This is a genomic window from Streptomyces sp. 7R007 (assembly GCF_054850255.1).
On record NZ_JBTWMV010000005.1, the window covers coordinates 89201 to 107033 of the forward strand.

Consider the following 17833-nt stretch of genomic DNA (forward strand, 5'->3'; position numbering starts at 1 on the left):
TGAGCATGACACCACGCGCGTAGAACGGCGGGATGGCGGAGGGCTCATGCGCAGCCCGCGAGTTCGCAAAATCTTCGTAGGCCCCGGGCGGCACCACGCGGCGCCGCGGAATGACATGCTCCGTGGACGTGCCCGCTTCGGACCGGCCGAGGCGCCCGACCGGCGAGGAGAGAGATGCAGTTCACCACCCGGCCCACCCTCCAGGGCACCTTCGGCATGGTCTCCTCCACCCACTGGTTGGCCTCGCAGTGCGCGATGGCGGTCCTGGAGGACGGCGGCAACGCCTACGACGCCGCCGTCGCCGGCGCCTTCGTGCTGCACGTCGTCGAGCCGCACCTCAACGGCCCCGCCGGCGAGGTGCCGATCCTGCTCGCCCCCGCGGACGGCGAGGTGCGGGTGCTGTGCGGCCAGGGCGTCGCGCCCGCCGGGGCGACGGTGGCGCACTACCGCTCCCTCGGCCTGGACCTCGTCCCCGGCACCGGCCCGCTCGCCGCCGCCGTGCCCGGCGCCTTCGACGCCTGGATGCTGCTCCTGCGGGACCACGGCACCAAGCCCCTCGCCGACGTCCTCCGGTACGCCGTCGGATACGCCGAACACGGCCACCCGCCCGTGGAGAACGTCGGCGCCACCGTGGAGTCCGTACGGCGCCTGTTCGAAACGGAGTGGACCTCGTCGGCGGACGTCTACCTGCCCGGCGGCCGTTCCCCGCGCCCCGGCGAACGGCTGCGCAACCCCGCCCTCGCCGCCACCTGGAAGCGCCTGCTGGCCGAGGTGGCCGGGGCCGGCGACCGGGTCGCGCAGATCGAGGCCGCTCGCGAGGTGTGGCGCACCGGCTTCATCGCCGAGGCGCTGATACGGCAGTCCGAGCGCCCCACGATGGACACCAGCGGCGAGCGCCACACCGGCACCCTCACGGCCGCCGACCTCGCCGGCTGGTCCGCGACCTACGAGGCCCCGGCGACGTACGACTGGAACGGCTGGACGGTGTGCAAGGCCGGCCCCTGGAGCCAGGGTCCGGTGCTGCTCCAGCAGCTGGCCCTGCTGCCGCCCGAGCTGCCGGAGTACGGGTCGGCCGAGTACGTCCACCTGCTCGTCGAGGGCTGCAAGCTCGCCATGGCCGACCGGGAGGCCTGGTACGGGGACGCGGCCGAGGTGCCGCTCGACGAGCTGCTGTCGGCGCCGTACAACGCCGAGCGGCGCCGGCTCGTCGGCGCGCGGGCCTCCCGCGAGCTGCGTCCCGGCAGCCCCGGCGGACGCGTCCCGCGGCTGAGCGCGCACGCGCACGTGGTGGCCACCGGCGACCCGGGCTTCGACCCGATGGGCGCCGGGGAGCCGACCGTCGCCAAACACCCCACCTCCCCGGTGCCCGGGGAGCCGGAGGTCGCCGGCGACGGCGCCACCCGCGGCGACACCTGCCACCTGGACGTCGTCGACCGCTGGGGCAACATGGTCGCCGCCACTCCCAGCGGCGGCTGGCTCCAGTCCAACCCCGTCGTGCCCGAGCTGGGCTTCCCGCTCGGCACCCGGCTGCAGATGACCTGGCTGGAGGAGGGCCTGCCCAACTCCCTCACCCCCGGCCGCCGCCCCCGCACGACCCTCACGCCCTCCGTCGCCCTGCGCGACGGCGTCCCGGTGCTGGCCTTCGGCACTCCCGGCGGCGACCAGCAGGACCAGTGGCAGCTGCACTTCTTCCTCGCCGTCGCCCTCGGCGCCCCCGCCCGCGGCGGCCTCGACCTCCAGGGCGCGATCGACGCCCCGAACTGGCACAACGACGGTTTCCCGGGCTCCTTCTACCCGCGCGGGATGCGCCCGGGCAGCGTGACCGTGGAGTCCCGGATGCCCGCCGCCGTCGTGGCGGAACTGCGCCGCCGCGGCCACGACGTCACCGCCGGCGACCCCTGGTCGGAGGGGCGCCTGTGCGCGGTCGCCCGGGACCCGCGGACCGGAATCCTGTCGGCGGCGGCGAACCCGCGCGGGATGCAGGGATACGCGGTGGGCCGCTGACCAGGGATCACGGCCACCGATCCGGAAGCAGGGCGGCTGATCCCGGATCGCGGCTGTTGATCCCTAAAACTCCGATGTCACGGCGATTCCACCCGCGGTACACCGGACGGGCGGGGAATGTCAGTGGCGCGTGCTCTCATGGAGGCATGATCGAAGAGACGGAAACCATCGACGAGTTTCTCGCCCGCCGCTCGGCCGACGTGGAGGAGGCGGTCCGCAAGGCCGCCGCGGCCGAGATCCTGCCCCGCTTCCGCCGCCTGGCCGCGCACGAGGTCGACCAGAAGAGCGGCCCGCACGACCTGGTGACGGACGCCGACCGCCTCGCCGAGCGGTATCTGACCGAGGCGCTCGGCGACCTGCTGCCCGGCTCGGTGGTGGTCGGCGAGGAGGCGGTGCACGCGGACCCCGCCTCGTACGAGGCGATACGGGGCGAGGCGCCGGTCTGGATCGTCGACCCGGTCGACGGCACCCGGCAGTTCGTGCGCGGCGAGTCCGGCTTCGCCACGCTCGTCGCGCTGGCCCACCGCGGAGTCCTGCTCGCCTCCTGGACGTACGCGCCCGCCCGGGACCAGCTCGCCACGGCGATACGGGGCCGGGGCGCCTACCTCGACGGCCGGCGGCTGCACGCCGGCCCGCCCGCCCCCGACCGCGACCTCGAAGTGGCCACGTCCCACCCGGACTACACGACTAACGAGGAGAAGCGGGCGCTGCTCGCCCTGTGGACCGACGGCGTGCGCCCCCGCGCCTGCGGCTCCGCGGGCCTTGAGTATCTCGCCGTCGCCCGTGGCGAGTTGGACGCCACCGCCTTCAGCTGGGAGGCCGCGTGGGATCACGCGGCCGGCATCCTCCTGGTCCAGGAGGCGGGCGGCACCAGCCTGACCCGCACCGGGGAGGCGTTCCGCATCACCGGAGGCAACGCCCTGCCCTTCACCACGGCCCGGGACGCGGCGACGGCCCGCAGGGTGGCGGCACTGTTGCGGCAGCCCGGGAGGTGAACCTCCCACCACCCACCCCTGTCAGTCCCCCGGCATATCCTGATGCCAAGGGCCCATCGGCTGACAAAGGAGTCCGAACGTGCCGTCGATGCTCGATGCGGTCGTGGTGGGTGCGGGACCGAACGGCCTGACGGCCGCCGTCGAGCTGGCCCGCCGCGGCTTCTCCGTGGCCGTCTTCGAGGCCCAGGGCACCGTCGGCGGCGGCGCCCGCACCGAGGAGCTCACCCTCCCCGGCTTCCGGCACGACCCGTGCTCCGCGGCCCACCCGCTGGCCGTCAACTCCCCGGCGTTCCGCGCCCTGCCCCTGGAGCGCTACGGCCTGCAGTGGCTGCACCCCGAGCTCCCCATGGCGCATCCCTTCCCCGACGGCACCGCGGCCGTGCTGGCCCGCTCGGTGGCCGAGACGGCCGCCTCCTTCGGCCCCCGGGACGCGGGACCGTACCGCAGGCTCGTCGCGCCCTTCCTGCCCAAGTGGGACACCCTGGTCCGGGACTTCATGTCCCTGCCGCTGACCGCGCTGCCCCGCGACCCGGTCACCCTCGCCCGCTTCGGCCTGGTCGGTCTGCCCCCGTCGACCTGGCTGACCCGCCGCTTCCGCGACGAGCGGGCCAAGACCCTGTTCGCCGGACTCGTCGCCCACGTCATGGCCCCCCTGAACGGCTTCGCCACCGGCGCCATCGGCCTCGTCTTCGCCCTCGCCGCGCACGCCCGCGGCTGGCCCGTGGCCCGCGGCGGCTCCCAGTCCCTCTCGGACGCGCTCACCGCGTACCTGAAGGACCTCGGCGGGATGGTCCACACCGACTACGAGGTCAAGCGCCTGGACGACCTGCCGCCCGCCCGCGCCTACGTCTTCGACACCTCGCCCACCGCCCTGGCCCGCATCGCTGGTCTCGGCGACCACTACGCCGGCTACCGGTACGGCCCCGGCGTCTTCAAGATCGACTATGCGCTGGACGGCCCGGTGCCGTGGCGGGCGAAGGAGGCACGGGTCGCCGGCACCGTGCAGATCGGCGCGGACAGCGCGGAGATCGGCACCGCCCTGCGCGCGGCCTCCCGGCAGGGGCGCGCGCCGGAGCGACCGTTCATGATCACCGTGCAGCCCAGTGTCGTCGACCCCACCCGCGCCCCCGCGGGCAAGCACGTCTTCTGGGCCTACGGCCACGTCCCCAGCGGCTGGACCGGTGACCTCACGGACGCCATGGAACGCCAACTGGAGCGCTTCGCCCCGGGTTTCCGCGACCGCGTCCTGGCCCGCGCCACGGCCGGACCGCCCGAAATCGCCGCCCGCAACGCCAACTACGTGGGAGGCGACATCGCCACCGGCGCGGTCGCGGGACTCCAGGTCCTGCTGCGCCCCAGGCTCTCCCTGTTCCCGTACACGACCCCCCACCCGTCCGTCTTCATCTGCTCGTCGGCCACCCCGCCCGGCCCCGGCGTGCACGGCATGTCGGGGCACAACGCGGCGAAGGCCGTCTGGCGGAGGCTGAGGCAGACATGACCACCATCACCCTCGTCCAGGGCGACATCACCCGGCAGTCGGTCGACGCCGTCGTCAACGCCGCCAACTCCTCCCTCCTCGGCGGCGGAGGCGTCGACGGCGCCATCCACCGCCGGGGCGGCCCGGCGATCCTCGACGAGTGCCGCCGGCTGCGCGCCTCCCGGTACGGCGGGGGCCTGCCCACCGGCCAGGCGGTCGCCACCACCGCGGGCGATCTCGACGCCCGCTGGGTGATCCACACCGTGGGCCCCGTCCACAGCGCCACCGAGGACCGCTCGGAGCTGCTCGCCTCCTGCTACCGCGAGTCCCTGCGCGTGGCCGACGAACTGGGCGCGCGGACGGTCGCGTTCCCCGCCGTCTCCACCGGCGTCTACGGCTGGCCGATCGACGACGGGGCCCGCATCGCCGTGGAGACGGTGCGGGCCGCGGACACCTCGGTCGAGGAGGTCCGGTTCGTGCTCTTCGACCAGCGGGCCTACGAGGCGTTCGCCGCGCAGGCCCGCTGAACTCCCTTCGGTTCAGCCGTCGATGCGGTGCGTGCTCCAGAAGGACGTCAGGTCCGTGGTCGTCGCGGCCTGCGCGGCGGCCTTGAACTCGGACGTGGTCGAGACGCCGTACCAGTGCGAAGTGGCGTAGTCCTTCAGCAGTTTGCTCATCGCCGTGTCGCCGATGAGCCGCCGCAGGTCGTGCAGCGCGCACTTGCCGTAGCCGTAGACGACGGTGGAGTAGCGGGAGGAGTGGGCGTCCCAGTACGCCATGGAGTTGGTGATCCTTTCCGCGGACGAGGCCCAGGAGACGTTGTTCCAGCAGTTCGTGCCGGTCTTGCCGAGGGCCAGGTCGGTGGCGTAGTCGGTGAACGCCTCGTCCAGCCAGGGGCTGGTGTACTCGTCGTCGCCGACGATGCCGTACCACCACTGGTGGCCGATCTCGTGGGTGAGCGCGGTGGTGCTGACGACGTCGAGGACGAAGCCGGGGTATTCCATGCCCCCGAACCAGTAGTTGTTGTCGATCACCGCGTCCAACTCGCCGTAGGGGTACGCCCCGAAGCGCGAGGCGTGCGCGTCGACGGCCGTCTTCGCCGTGCTGAGCATCGACTGGGCGTCGGAGGAGCTGATGCCCGAGACGGAGTAGACGTTGACCGCCGTCCCGGCGGCGGAGGTGCCGGAGATCTTGCTGAACGGACCGGCCGCCCAGGCGAAGTCACGGACCTTGCCCGCGGTCGCCGTGGTGACCGTGCGTCCGCTGGAGCCGGGGGTGTCGACGGAGGTGCCGGTGGCCGGAACCAGCAGGGTGCTCGGGTGGTCGAGGGTCACCTTGAAGTCGGCGGCCAGGGAGTAGAAGGACTCGCCGTTGTTGGTGTACGGGTCCAGGTGCCAGCCGGCCGCGTCCCGGACGGCGAGGACGGGCAGGGCGTTGCCGACGAAGCTGAACGCCCCGTCGTGGCCGAACCGGTCGGCGCCGCTGGGCACGGTGATGCCGAGGTCGAAGCCGATCGTGGCGGACTGTCCCTGGGCGAGGGGCGCCGGCAGGGAGATCTGCAGGGCCGTGCAGCCGACGGACAGGGCCCCGGCGGTGCCGCCCGTGACGTTGGTGACGCTGATCGGCATGGCGTCGCAGGTGCCGTGGTAGTTGTCCCACAGCCTCAGGTACACCTCGCCGAGCGCGGTCGAGGAGGCGTTGGTGAAGGTGACGCTCTCGTGGCCGGTCCAGACCGTGCCGCTGGTGTTGCCGGTGAGGGCGACGGTGTACGACGGGGCGGCCGGGGTGCGGGTGCTGTCCGCGGCGGGGGCGGTGTCGAGGGCGATGTCGTCGAGGACGAAGCTGGTCTGGAGGCTGGAGTCCTCGGTGCCGGTGAAGGCGAGCGTCACGGTCTGGCCCGTGTACGCCGACACGTCGAGGGTCTTCCGCACGTAGCCGGTGTTCTCGTCGAGGTTGGAGTAGGTCGCCAGCGTCGTGGAGCCGATCTTCGCGGTCAGCTTGTCGTAGGCGGTGGAGGAGGTGGTCTCGGCGGTGTCGATGTGGAGCCAGAACGACAGGGTCGCCCTGGCGCACCCCGAGGGGACGCTGACGCTCTGGGAGAGGGTGTCGGTGTGGGTGGTGCCGACGCCGTCCAGCCAGGCGTAGGAACCGCCGCCGTGCGCGGTCTGGCCGGTGCGGCTGGTGATGACACCGGCCGAGGACTGGGTCCAGGGCGAAGTGCCGCTCTCGAAGCCGCCGTTGACGACCGCCTGGGTGGGCGTGCACGCGTCGGCGGCGCTCGGTGCGGCGGCCGATGCCCGGGTGACGGGGAGCAGGGACACCGCGGCCAGTGCGGCGACGGTCAGCGCGCGCACGGCGAGGGTGCTGTGGGGGGTCGTTCTCACGCGAAACTCCTTTGCGCGGCCGGGATCCCGGCCTGCTCGTAGACCGCCCGTCCGGCTGGGGTGCGCCGGCGGACGGCCTGGGCTGCGTGTCTCGATTGACCGGAGCATGCCATAGCGACCGAGGGAATGGGGGTTGGCGGGACGGCCAACTGTGGAAACTCAGAACCGAACAGACTCCGAAGGCGTCATTGCTTCGTTTCTGTTCGAGTCCTAGGGTGCAACTCCCGTATCCCACAACTTCCGACAAGATCTGACGCACCCTCAGCACGCGCACCCGCACCGTCGTCCCGAGGAAGGCCACGATCATGCCGCACCCGTCCCTCGCCGGCCCTCTCGTCAGCCGCCGCCGGCTGCTGGAGGGCGGCGCCGCCGTCCTCGGCGCCCTCGCCCTGTCCCGGCCCTCGGGCACCGCCCGCGCGGCCGACGGCACACCCGAGTGGAACGGCGCCGTCGGCGTCTTCCAGCTGGGCACCGAGCCACCGCACAGCACACTGATGCCCTACGCCGGACTCGGCCAGGCCCTGGCCGCCGACCGCACGGACTCCCCGTACCGGCTCGACCTGGACGGCACGTGGCGGTTCGCGCACGCCGACCGCCCCGAGGACCGGGACACGGACTTCTACCGCACCGACGTCGACGACAGCGACTGGGACACCATCCCCGTCCCCTCCCCGTGGCAGGTGCACGGCTACGACCGCCCGATCTACGTCAACATCACCTACCCGTGGTGGGGCGCCAACGGCCTGGGCGAGGAGGCCCAGCCGCCGGCCGCGCCGACCCGCTTCAACCCCGTCGGGCAGTACAGACGCACCTTCACCGTGCCCCGCGCCTGGGCCGGGCGCCGCACGTTCCTGCACTTCGAGGGCGTCAAGTCCGCCCACTACGTGTGGATCAACGGCGAACTGGCCGGCTACCACGAGGACTCCTACACGCCGGCCGAGTACGACATCACCGACCGGCTCCGGCCCGGCACCAACCACATCGCCGTCGAGGTATACCGCTTCTCCGACGGCGACTGGATGGAGGACCAGGACATGATCCGGCTGAGCGGCATCTTCCGCTCGGTCTACCTGTACTCCACGCCCCCCGTGCACCTGCGCGACTTCAAGCTCGACACCCCGCTCGGCGACGACCACACCTCCGCCGGCCTGTCGGTGACCGCGAGCGTGCGCGACTACGAGGGCGGCAACGCGGGCCGCTACACCGTCGAGACCCAGCTCTACGACGCCGGCGGGCACCCGGTGTGGTCCCGCCCCCTGCAGCAGGCCGTCGAGCTGGACTCCGGCGCCGAGGCGACCGTACAGGCCGCCAAGGCCGTGCCCGCCCCCCGGCTGTGGTCGGCCGAGCACCCGAACCTCTACACCGCCGTCCTGCGCCTGCGCGACCCCGCCGGAAAGGTGATCGAAACCCTTTCCCACCGGGTCGGCCTGCGCGAGTTCGCCCTCAAGGACGGCCTGATGCGCATCAACGGCAAGCCGGTCTCCCTCCGCGGCACCAACCGCCACGAGATGCACCCCGACCGCGGCACCTCCCTCACCCGCGCCGACATGGTCAGGGACATCGAGATCATCAAGCGGATGAACATGAACTCCGTCCGCACCTCGCACTACCCGAACAACCCGCTCTGGCTCGAACTCGCCGACGAGTACGGCCTCTACCTGGTCGACGAGACCAACCTGGAGACGCACGGCATCCGCGGCCAGTACCCCGGCGACCACGCGGAGTGGACCGCGGCCTGTGTGCAGCGCGCCAAGAACATGGTCCACCGCGACAAGAACCACGCCTCGGTCGTCATCTGGTCGCTCGGCAACGAGGCGGGCGGCGGCAGCACCTTCGTCGCCATGCACGACTGGATCCGCTCCTACGACCCCACCCGCGTCATCCAGTACGAGGGCGACGACAGGCCCACGATCAGCGACATCCGCTCGGCGATGTACGAGTCTCCGGCCACCGTGGAGGCCCGCGCCAAGGACACCACCGACACCCGGCCGTACGTCATGATCGAGTACTGCCACGCGATGGGGAACTCCAACGGCAACTTCAAGACGTACTGGGACCTCGTCCGCCGCCACGACGTCCTCCAGGGCGGCTGGATCTGGGACTTCGTCGACCAGGCGCTCACCGAGGCCACCCCGGTGAGGACACGGTTCACCGAGGAGGGGCCCGCCGCGCTGGACGGCGAACTCCTCGCCCCCGGCGGCTCGTTCGACCGCGGCAAGGGCGTCTTCGGTGCCACGGTCTTCGCCCGCGACGACAGCCTCGACCTCACCGGCTCCCTCACCCTGGAGGCCTGGGTCACCCCGCACGTCCTCGGCTACCACCAGCCGATCCTCGCCAAGGGCGACACCCAGTACGCCCTCAAACAGACCGACAGGACACTGGAGTTCTTCATCTACGGCGGCGGCCAGTGGATCACGGCCTCCTGGGGCCTGCCCGACGACTGGACGGGCACCGAGCACCACATCGCCGGCGTCTTCGACGCGCAGGCGGGCACGCTGACGCTGTACGTCGACGGCACGGTCAGAGCCACCCGCACCACCACCCGGGTGCCGAGCCGCAACACCGCGCCGCTCGCCCTCGCCACCGACGTCGACAACATCACCCGGGAGTTCAGCGGCACCATCCGCCGGGCCCGCGTCTACGCCCGCGCCCTGAGCGCCGCCGAACTCGCCTCCGACGACCGCGGCCCCGGCGACGACGGCGTGCGGTTCTGGTTCGACGCGGCGAGCGTCGGCGTGACGCGGCAACGACCCGACGAGAAGACGTACTTGGCGTACGGCGGCGACTGGGCCGACAACCCCAACGACGGGAACTTCTGCTCCGACGGCATCGTCACCGCCGACCGCGGCCACACCGGCAAGGCGGCGGAGATCAAGCGGATCTACCAGGCGATCAACGCCACCGGTTCCTCGGGATCGGTGACCCTCACCAACGAGTACCTCTTCACCAACCTGCGGGAGTTCGACGGCAGCTGGCGGCTGGTAGCCGACGGAAAGCCCGTCCAGCGCGGCAAGCTGACGCGCGATCAGCTCGACCTCGCGCCCCTCACCAGCAAGCGGATCGACGTTCCCGTACGGCTGCCGTCGGACCCGGCGCCCGGCGCTGAGTACTTCCTGGAGCTGTCCTTCACCACCAAGGAACCCACGCCGTGGGCCGACGCAGGCTTCGAGGTGGCCAGGGCGCAGCTCGCGTTGGACACCGGCAGCCCGGCCGTCACGCCCCAACCGCTGGAGGACGTCCCGGCGTTGACGTACGACGAGGACGACACCGCCGTCACCGTGACCGGCGAGCACTTCACCGTCACCGTCGCCAAGGACAGCGGCACCATCACCTCCTACGAGGCCCGGGGCATGGCCCTGATCACCTCCGGCCCCGCGCCGAACTTCTGGCGGGCGCCCACCGACAACGACCACGGCAACGGCCAGCACACCCGCAACCAGACCTGGCGCGACGCCGGCGCCCGCCGCGAGGTCACCGGCGTCACCGTGCGCGCCCTGCGCGACAAGGCCGTCGAGATCAAGGTGGCCGGCACGCTGCCGACGACCGTGCGCTCGTCGTACACCACCACCTACACGGTCTTCGGCAACGCCGAGATCAAGGTCGACCACACCCTGCACCCGGGCGCGTCGAGCCTGCCGTACATCCCGGAGGTCGGCAGCCTGCTGTTCCTGCCCGCCCGGCTGGAGCACCTGCACTACTACGGGCGCGGCCCCGAGGAGAACCACTGGGACCGCAACGACGGCACCGACGTCGGCCTGTACTCCGGGACCGTCTCCGGGCAGTGGACGCCCTACATCCGCCCGCAGGAGAACGGCAACAAGACCGACGTCCGCTGGGCCGCCCTCACCGACCGCCGCGGCCGGGGCCTGCTGGTGTCCGGCGAACCGCTGCTGGAGGTCAACGCCTCGCACTTCACTCCGGAGGACCTCTCCCTCGGGGCCCGGCACGACTACCAGCTCACCCCGCGCGAGGAGGTCGTCCTGCGGCTGAACCACCGGCAGATGGGCGTGGGCGGCGACAACAGCTGGGGCGCCCACACGCACGACGAGTACAAGCTCTTCGCCGACCGCGACTACGCCTACACCTACCGGCTGCGGCCCCTCACCGACGTCACCGGGGCCACGCGGGCCGCCCGCCGTCCGACGGCGACGGGGTTCGCGCAGGAGTAGGGCTGGATGGGTCGGCGCCGGGCTCCGGCGCCGACCCGTCACCTTCAGCGGTCGTCGAGAGGCTCGACGCGGACCGGCCCCGCCCGCAGCGGGGCGGCCGGGCCGGCCGGGGCGCCGGAGCCGAGGACCACGATGCCGCCGGCCCGGCGGGCGACTGCCGGCGCGGGAGCCGGGGCGGGCGGGGTGCGCTCACGGTCGTACCGCGCCCGCGCCGCCGGGTCGCGCAGCACGTCGTAGGCGGCCTTGACCTGCACGAACCGCTCCGCCGTCACGGCGTCCACGCGGCTGTCGGGCCGCAGCTCGCGGGCCCGGCGGCGAAACGCCGCGGTGATCTCCGCCGCCGATGCCGACGGCCGCGCGCCCAGCACCGCGTACAGGTCCCGCGCGGCACCCGGGACGTCCCCAGCGTGCATCGCCGCCACCTCCTCGCGTCGGAACACTGACTAAGACTTGAGTGCGCTGCTGTCAAGTCTGCCCGTGAGGGGGGCGTCACGACCGGCCCTGCCATTCATACGGCAACACGGGGAAAAAGGAACGATGTCCGAAACGATCCCTGTCGGCAGGAGGTGGATGCAGTGCCCGGACGCGACTCGGGCAGCAAGGCGATCCCGGTGGTGGACTGGTTGCTGGAGACCTCCTCCCTGCGCGAGTTCCTCCGGCACCTGGTCGAGGACGCCGTCGAGGTCTCGCACGCCGACGGCTGCGGGGTGACCCTGCAGCGCGGCAGCCGGCCGCTGACGGTCGTCAGCACCGGCGGCACCGCCGACAAGCTGGACGAGAGACAGTACGGACAGGACGACGGGCCCTGTCTGCAGGCGCTGCGCACGGGGGAGGTCGTGTACGCGCCGGACATGCCGGGCGAGACCAGATGGGCGTCCTACCCCTCCTACGCGGTCTCCCTGGGCGTCCGTTCGGCGCTGTCGCTGCCCGTTCCCGTGGGCGCGCACACCGTCGGCGCGCTGAACTTCTACGCCAGTGACACCGACGCCTTCTCCGAAGCGGACGAACGGCGGCTGACGCAGTTCGCGGCGCAGGCCGGCGGCGGCATCGCGCTGGCGCAACGGCTCTCCGACGCGGAGGAGTTCACCCACGACCTGCAGGCCGCGCTGCAGTCCAGGGCCGTGATCGACCAGGCGATCGGCGTGGTCATGGGCCGCCGCCAGTGCGACGCCGACCAGGCGCTCGCCATCCTGCGCGACCTGTCCCAGCAGACCAACACCAAGCTGCGTGACGTCTGCGCCCACCTGCTCACGGACATGGGCGGCCGGGAACCCCAACCCCGCCCACCCCTACAACGCCGCCCGTGACGGGCCGACGAGCGACGGCGCGAGGGAATGGGGGTGCGAGTGAACGAGGGCGCGAGGGACCGGGGGCGCAGGGCCGGGGACCGGAGACCGGGGGTTCGGGAGGCCGGGGGCGGAGAGGTCGGGAGGCAGCGGGAGCGGGGATCGGTGAGCGGGGGATTGGCCGGTGGGAGGGGCCGGCGGTCCGGGGATCGTGGTGCCAGGTGGCGGCGGTCCCGGATGTCGGCGGTCCCAGGTGGCGGCCGTCGGAGGTCTCGGTCGGTTTCGGGGGCCTGGCTGTTCTGTCCGGGGAGGTTGTGGACAGTGATGCAGGTCTCGGCTGGCTGCACACCCACAATCACCACCGCGGACACACCGCGCTCGCGGGCAAACCACCCGCCAGCCGCGTCCCCAACAGTCCCAGGGCAATACGCCTAGCCCTCTCCCTGGGCGAGCTCGATTCCCTCGTGCAGGTCGGTCGCCGCTTCTGCGGTGCCCGTTGCTGACAGGACCGCGCAGGTCAGGAGGAGGCAGGCCAGGACGCGGGGGAGGAGGCGGGCGCGGGGCCGGGTGCCGTTCAGGAGGGCGCTGACCCGGCGCGGGACGGGGCCCGCCGTGGCGGTGAGGGACAGGCGCGGGCGCGGGCCCGGCTGCGCCGCGTGGGCGGCGAGTGCGGCACGGGCCACGGCGCGGGCGGTGAGCGCACGGTCCCCCGTGACCCGCGCCGCGCACTCGTCGGCCCAGCGCTCCAGGGCGTACGCGAGGGGCGCGCGCAGCCCGCGCAGCGCCGGATGCAGGGTGACGGCGAGCTCGCCGGCCGCGAGGAAGAGATGGTGACGGCCGGCGAGGTGCGCCCGCTCGTGGGCGAACAGCACCTCGCGTTCCGCCGGGTCGAGGGCGCGCAGCATGGCCGTGGTCACGACGATGCGGCCCGGCCGCCCCGGCAGGGCGTAGGCGTCGGGACGGTCGTCGTGCCGTACGGCCAGGTCTCCGGCGACCGTGCCGAACTCCCGCTGGGCGGCCCGCACTTCCCGCACCTGACGCCGCAGCCGGTACGGCACGAGGACGCCGAGCCCGGCCAGCGCGAGGGCGGCCGGCACCGCGGCGGGCGAGGCGTCGCCGGACAGGTGCGCGGAGAGGTGGCCGAGCGCCGCGACGAACGGCACCCGCAGCGCGCCGGCGAAGGCGAGCAGCGCCAGCGCGGCCGTACTGAACAGCCCGAGCACCACCCCGAGCACCGCCAGTCCCCACGCGGCCACCCGCGGCGGCACCTGCTCCGCCCCGCGCCGGGCCAGCGGCACGGCGACGAGCGGCATGAGAAGGGGAACCCACACGGCGTAGATCACGGGGCACCTCCGAGGAGTGCGGGGCCTTCGCCGGACGCCGGCAGCGGTCGTACGGCCATGGACGGGGCGTTCCTGCCCGCGGACCTCACCGCGTGTCGTCCCCTGGCGTCGGGTCGCCGTCCAGGAGGCTGCGCAGGAGCCGCTCGTCCTCCGGGCTCAGTTCGGAGACGAAGCGGGCCAGGACGGTGCCGCGGTCCTCGTCCTTGTCCAGCTCGGCGTGCATCCGGCGGGCGGTGAGCCCGGGGGAGTCCTGGGCCGGCGCGTAGGCGTAACCGCGGCCCGAGCGGGCGCGGGTCACCACGCCCTTGGCGTGCAGCCGGGTCAGGATCGTCGTCACCGTGGTCCGGGCGAGCCCGCCGCCCAGCTCCGCCTGGACGGCACCGGGCGTCAGCGGCCCGTCGGCGGCCCACAGCGCGGCCAGCACACTCGCCTCCAGCTCGCCCGCCGGCCGCCGGTCCTGCTGCCCCTCGGGCATGGGAACGCTCCTCGCCTCGCCTGCCGTCTACAGTGCGGTAGACGGCATCTTCGACGATACCGGGTCACCGCCCCGAACGGCCCGTGATCCCCGCAGGCCCAGCACACGCCGGGTTGATGTCGGATTCTCGCCAGCCCGAGCCGCCCGCGTCCCCGATGCTGGACGCATGCAGAACGGGACGCACCACGCGATGCACACCGACAAGGAGCGCTGTGTGCGCGCCGTCCAGTCCAAGGACGCGCGCTTCGACGGCTGGTTCTTCACCGCGGTCCTGACCACCCGCATCTACTGCCGGCCCAGCTGCCCGGTGGTGCCGCCCAAGCCGGAGAACATGACCTTCTACCCGAGCGCGGCGGCCTGTCAGCAGGCGGGTTTCCGGGCCTGCAAGCGCTGCCGCCCGGACACCAGCCCCGGCTCCCCGGAGTGGAACCAGCGCGCCGACCTCGTGGCCCGCGCGATGCGGCTGATCGCCGACGGCGTCGTGGACCGCGAAGGCGTCCCCGGCCTCGCCGCCCGCCTCGGCTACAGCACCCGGCAGGTCGAACGCCAGCTCCGCGCCGAACTCGGCGCCGGACCGCTCGCCCTCGCCCGCGCCCAACGCGCCCAGACCGCCCGCCTGTTGATCGAGACGACCGCGCTGCCGATGGCCGAGATCGCCTTCGCCGCCGGCTTCTCCTCGATCCGCACCTTCAACGACACCGTGCGCGAGGTCTTCGCCCTCGCCCCGAGCGACCTGCGCGCCCGCCTGCCCAAGCGGCAGTCCCGCCCCACCGCCGGCGCCCTCACGCTCCGCCTCCCCTTCCGCACCCCCCTCAACCCTGACAACCTCTTCGGCCACCTCGCGGCGACCGCGGTGCCGGGTGTGGAGGAGTGGCGCGAGGGCGCCTTCCGCCGCACCCTCCGCCTGCCCTACGGCCACGCAATCGCGGCGCTCACCCCCGCCTCCGACCACGTCGCCTGCCGGCTCACCCTCAGCGACCTGCGTGACCTGCCCGTCGCCATCAGCCGCTGCCGCCGCATGCTCGACCTCGACGCCGACCCGGTCGCCATCGACGACCAGCTGCGCACGGACCCGCTGCTCGCGCCCCTGGTCGACAAGGCCCCCGGCCGGCGCGTGCCGCGCACCGTGGACGAGGCGGAGTTCGCCGTCCGCGCGGTGCTCGGACAGCAGGTCTCCACGGCCGCCGCCCGCACCCACGCCGCACGGCTGGTCCTGGCGCACGGTGAGGCGGTCGACGACCCGGAAGGCGGCCTCACGCATCTCTTCCCGACCCCCGAGGCGCTGGCGGCCCTCGACCCCGACACCCTGGCGATGCCCCGCACCCGCCGCACCACGTTCACCACCCTGGTCCGCCAACTGGCCGACGGATCCCTCCGCTTGGGACCGGACAGCGACTGGGCCGAAACCCGGACCCGCCTCCTCGCCCTCCCCGGCTTCGGCCCCTGGACGGTCGACGTCATCGCGATGCGCGCCCTCGGCGACCCCGACGCCTTCCTCCCCACCGACCTCGGCATCCGCCGCGCGGCACGGGAGTTGGGCCTGCCCGCCACCCCCGCGGCCCTCACCACCCGCGCCGCGGCCTGGCGCCCCTGGCGGGCGTACGCCGTCCAGTACCTCTGGGCGACCGACAGCCACCCGATCAACTTCCTTCCCGTGTGAGGACGTCGACGTGAAGAACCACACCGTGACCGACAGCCCCTACGGCCCCCTCACCCTCGTCGCCGAGGACGGGGTCCTGTGCGGCCTCTACATGACCGACCAGCGCCACCGCCCACCGCAGGAGACCTTCGGAGGCCGGGACGACGGTTTCTTCGCCGAGGCGGAGGAGCAGCTGGCGGCCTACTTCGCGGGCGAGTTGAAGGAGTTCAGCCTCGAACTGCGCCTGAACGGCACCCCGTTCCAGCGCAGGGTGTGGAGCTTGCTGCGCGAGATCCCCTACGGCGAGACGACCTCGTACGGCGAACTCGCGGGCGCCCTCGGCAACCCCGCCGCCTCGCGCGCGGTCGGCCTCGCCAACGGCCGCAACCCCATCGGCATCATCGTCCCCTGCCACCGCGTGGTCGGCGCCGACGGAAGCCTCACCGGCTACGGCGGCGGCCTCGACCGCAAGCGCCGCCTGCTGGCCTTCGAGAACGGAGCGTCCCTGTTCCCGATGTGACCTGCACCGCCGTCGCCGACACCGCCGGTTACGCTTCCGCCGTGTACTCGTACGACGAACTGATGGCAGCGGAACGCCAGTTGTGGGACGCCTACCCCACGGGGCGCCGCGTCGACCTCCGCCCGGAAGGCGCGGACGCCGACGTGGAGCACGGGGCCGACTGGGGCGCCGACCGCACGATCCGAGCCGACGTCGTCACCACGCTCCTCCTCGGCGGCCACCCGGCCCGTCCCGGCGCCGCCCCCGCACTGCGCCTCGCGGGCGCCCGCATCACCGGCCGGCTCGACCTGGGCGGCGTGGAGATACCGCATGAGCTGCGGTTCGAGCAGTGCTGGTGGGAAGAGCCGGTCGACCTCAACGGGACCGTGACCCGCACGGTCGTCTTCGAGGGCAGCAGGGTCCCGGGTCTCGACCTCTCCCGGGCGCGCGTGGAGGGAACGCTCTTCCTCAGAAGCGCGGTCGTGCAGGGGAGGCTGTCCCTGATCAACGCGCGAGTGGCCGGTGAACTCCTGCTCAGCGGCGCGACGGTCAGCAACCCGGGGGACTGGGCCGTCTTCGGCGGCGGGCTCGTGGTGGAAGGAGGGTTCTTCTGCCGCGGAACCACCTTCCACGGCGGGATACGCCTGCTGGGCGCGCAGCTGGCCGGCGGACTGCACATGGAGAGGGCGCGGCTGCACCACCGCCGCGCCGACGCGCTGCTGGCCAACCACGTGAGCGTTCGCACGCTGAACCTGGCCGACGGCTTCACGGTCGAGGGCGCCGTCCGTCTGCAGGACGCCCGGATCGCGGACCAACTGACGTTCGACGGCAGCTTCTTGGCGGCGGAGGGCACGGCGGTCGACTTCGCGCGGATGCAGGCGGGCGCCCTCGTCTTCACCCCCGCCGAACCGCCGTCGAGCCCGGTCGACCTGCAACACGCCCATGTGGCCTCGCTGGAGGACCGGGCGTCCTGCTGGCCCGGCACCGTCCGACTGAGGGGTTTCACCTACGGCTCGCTGCACGACCGCGACGTCGACGGGGTGGACTCCGCGGCCGCACGGCTGGCGTGGCTGGACCGGGATCCCGGCTACGCCTCACAGCCGTACGAACAACTGGCGAGCTGGTACCGGCAGCTCGGCCACGACGACGACGCCCGGCGCGTCCTGCTGGCCCGACAGCGCCGCCGCAGACGCACCCTGGGCCCGGCCGCCCGCCTCTGGGGCCACCTGCTGGACGCCACCGTCGGCTACGGCTACCGCCCCTGGCTGGCCGGCCTGTGGCTGGCCGCGCTGACCCTCGTCGGCACCGCGGTCTTCGCCACGCACACACCCCACCCCACGGACCCCGGCAAGGTGCCCCCCTTCCAGCCCTTCGTCTACACCCTCGACCTCCTGATCCCCATCGGCGGTCTGGGCCAACGCGACTCCTGGTACTGGCCCCCGGGCACGCTCGCCTGGCTGTCCTACGCCTTCATCGCGACGGGCTGGATCCTGACGACAGCGGTCCTGTCGGGCGTGACCCGCACACTGAACCGGAACTGAACAGCCCCGACAGCCGCCAGG

13 protein-coding genes are annotated in these 17833 nt (G+C 73.1%); 9 read left to right on the plus strand and 4 right to left on the minus strand.

Features of this window, described 5'->3' with window-relative positions; genetic code table 11:
- The first annotated feature begins 174 nt into the window (after positions 1-174).
- The 4 genes from ACYF6T_RS08745 (at position 175) to ACYF6T_RS08760 (ending at position 5003) form a co-directional block, all read left to right on the plus strand.
- Positions 175-2004, plus strand: a complete 1830-nt coding sequence (locus ACYF6T_RS08745; protein WP_461694872.1) for a gamma-glutamyltransferase family protein — start codon at positions 175-177, stop codon at positions 2002-2004.
- A gap of 146 nt (positions 2005-2150) precedes the next feature.
- The gene (locus ACYF6T_RS08750; protein WP_461694873.1) at positions 2151-2999 is read left to right on the plus strand and encodes an inositol monophosphatase family protein; all 849 of its coding nucleotides are present in this window, start codon (positions 2151-2153) and stop codon (positions 2997-2999) included.
- Positions 3000-3087: 88 nt separating this feature from the next.
- Positions 3088-4497: a phytoene desaturase family protein gene (locus ACYF6T_RS08755; protein ID WP_461695173.1), complete on the plus strand. Its 1410-nt coding sequence runs from the start codon at positions 3088-3090 to the stop codon at positions 4495-4497.
- Complete coding sequence (locus tag ACYF6T_RS08760) at positions 4494-5003, plus strand: O-acetyl-ADP-ribose deacetylase (protein ID WP_461694875.1); 510 nt, start codon at positions 4494-4496, stop codon at positions 5001-5003. The genes ACYF6T_RS08755 and ACYF6T_RS08760 overlap by 4 nt, the downstream gene beginning before the upstream one ends.
- Positions 5004-5015: 12 nt before the next feature.
- On the opposite strand, the gene ACYF6T_RS08765 is transcribed toward ACYF6T_RS08760, so the two are convergent.
- Entirely contained in the window at positions 5016-6860 is a 1845-nt protein-coding gene (locus ACYF6T_RS08765) for a M1 family metallopeptidase (protein ID WP_461694877.1), read from the minus strand.
- 305 nt (positions 6861-7165) lie between these two features.
- Between ACYF6T_RS08765 and ACYF6T_RS08770 the strand changes: the two genes are divergently transcribed.
- Positions 7166-11029, plus strand: coding sequence for a glycoside hydrolase family 2 TIM barrel-domain containing protein (locus tag ACYF6T_RS08770; RefSeq protein WP_461694879.1), 3864 nt, complete (start codon positions 7166-7168; stop codon positions 11027-11029).
- 44 nt (positions 11030-11073) lie between these two features.
- On the opposite strand, the gene ACYF6T_RS08775 is transcribed toward ACYF6T_RS08770, so the two are convergent.
- Positions 11074-11442 carry a J domain-containing protein gene (locus tag ACYF6T_RS08775; RefSeq protein ID WP_461694881.1) on the minus strand — a complete coding sequence of 123 codons (369 nt, stop codon included), beginning with the start codon at positions 11440-11442 and terminating at the stop codon, positions 11074-11076.
- A 162-nt stretch (positions 11443-11604) separates the two neighbouring features.
- Between ACYF6T_RS08775 and ACYF6T_RS08780 the strand changes: the two genes are divergently transcribed.
- Positions 11605-12336, plus strand: a complete 732-nt coding sequence (locus ACYF6T_RS08780; protein WP_461694882.1) for a GAF and ANTAR domain-containing protein — start codon at positions 11605-11607, stop codon at positions 12334-12336.
- 410 nt (positions 12337-12746) lie between these two features.
- Here the strand turns inward: ACYF6T_RS08780 and ACYF6T_RS08785 are convergent, their stop codons facing one another.
- Both ACYF6T_RS08785 and ACYF6T_RS08790 read right to left on the minus strand, forming a co-directional pair.
- Positions 12747-13658: a M56 family metallopeptidase gene (locus tag ACYF6T_RS08785; protein ID WP_461694884.1), complete on the minus strand. Its 912-nt coding sequence runs from the start codon at positions 13656-13658 to the stop codon at positions 12747-12749.
- 85 nt (positions 13659-13743) lie between these two features.
- Positions 13744-14133: a BlaI/MecI/CopY family transcriptional regulator gene (locus ACYF6T_RS08790; RefSeq protein ID WP_461694886.1), complete on the minus strand. Its 390-nt coding sequence runs from the start codon at positions 14131-14133 to the stop codon at positions 13744-13746.
- A gap of 190 nt (positions 14134-14323) precedes the next feature.
- Here ACYF6T_RS08790 and ACYF6T_RS08795 point away from each other — a divergent pair, with 190 nt between their 5' ends.
- The 3 genes from ACYF6T_RS08795 to ACYF6T_RS08805 are packed head-to-tail and all read left to right on the plus strand — an operon-like array spanning position 14324 to position 17812.
- Positions 14324-15793: an AlkA N-terminal domain-containing protein gene (locus ACYF6T_RS08795; RefSeq protein WP_461695174.1), complete on the plus strand. Its 1470-nt coding sequence runs from the start codon at positions 14324-14326 to the stop codon at positions 15791-15793.
- Positions 15794-15803: 10 nt separating this feature from the next.
- Positions 15804-16292, plus strand: a complete 489-nt coding sequence (locus ACYF6T_RS08800) for a methylated-DNA--[protein]-cysteine S-methyltransferase (RefSeq protein WP_461694888.1) — start codon at positions 15804-15806, stop codon at positions 16290-16292.
- A gap of 41 nt (positions 16293-16333) precedes the next feature.
- Positions 16334-17812 (plus strand): oxidoreductase, encoded by a 1479-nt coding sequence (locus ACYF6T_RS08805; protein WP_461695175.1) that lies wholly within the window; start codon positions 16334-16336, stop codon positions 17810-17812.
- The last annotated feature ends 21 nt before the right edge of the window (positions 17813-17833 follow it).

Bases quoted from the DNA above. Each gene is read 5' to 3' on its own strand.
- ACYF6T_RS08745 (WP_461694872.1), top strand. From the start codon at position 175: ATGCAGTTCACCACCCGGCCCACCCTCCAGGGCACCTTCGGCATGGTC.
- ACYF6T_RS08770 (WP_461694879.1), top strand. From the start codon at position 7,166: ATGCCGCACCCGTCCCTCGCCGGCCCTCTCGTCAGCCGCCGCCGGCTG.
- ACYF6T_RS08790 (WP_461694886.1), bottom strand. From the start codon at position 14,133: ATGCCCGAGGGGCAGCAGGACCGGCGGCCGGCGGGCGAGCTGGAGGCG.
- ACYF6T_RS08795 (WP_461695174.1), top strand. From the start codon at position 14,324: ATGCACACCGACAAGGAGCGCTGTGTGCGCGCCGTCCAGTCCAAGGAC.
- ACYF6T_RS08750 (WP_461694873.1), top strand. From the start codon at position 2,151: ATGATCGAAGAGACGGAAACCATCGACGAGTTTCTCGCCCGCCGCTCG.
- ACYF6T_RS08760 (WP_461694875.1), top strand. From the start codon at position 4,494: ATGACCACCATCACCCTCGTCCAGGGCGACATCACCCGGCAGTCGGTC.
- ACYF6T_RS08775 (WP_461694881.1), bottom strand. From the start codon at position 11,442: ATGCACGCTGGGGACGTCCCGGGTGCCGCGCGGGACCTGTACGCGGTG.
- ACYF6T_RS08755 (WP_461695173.1), top strand. From the start codon at position 3,088: ATGCTCGATGCGGTCGTGGTGGGTGCGGGACCGAACGGCCTGACGGCC.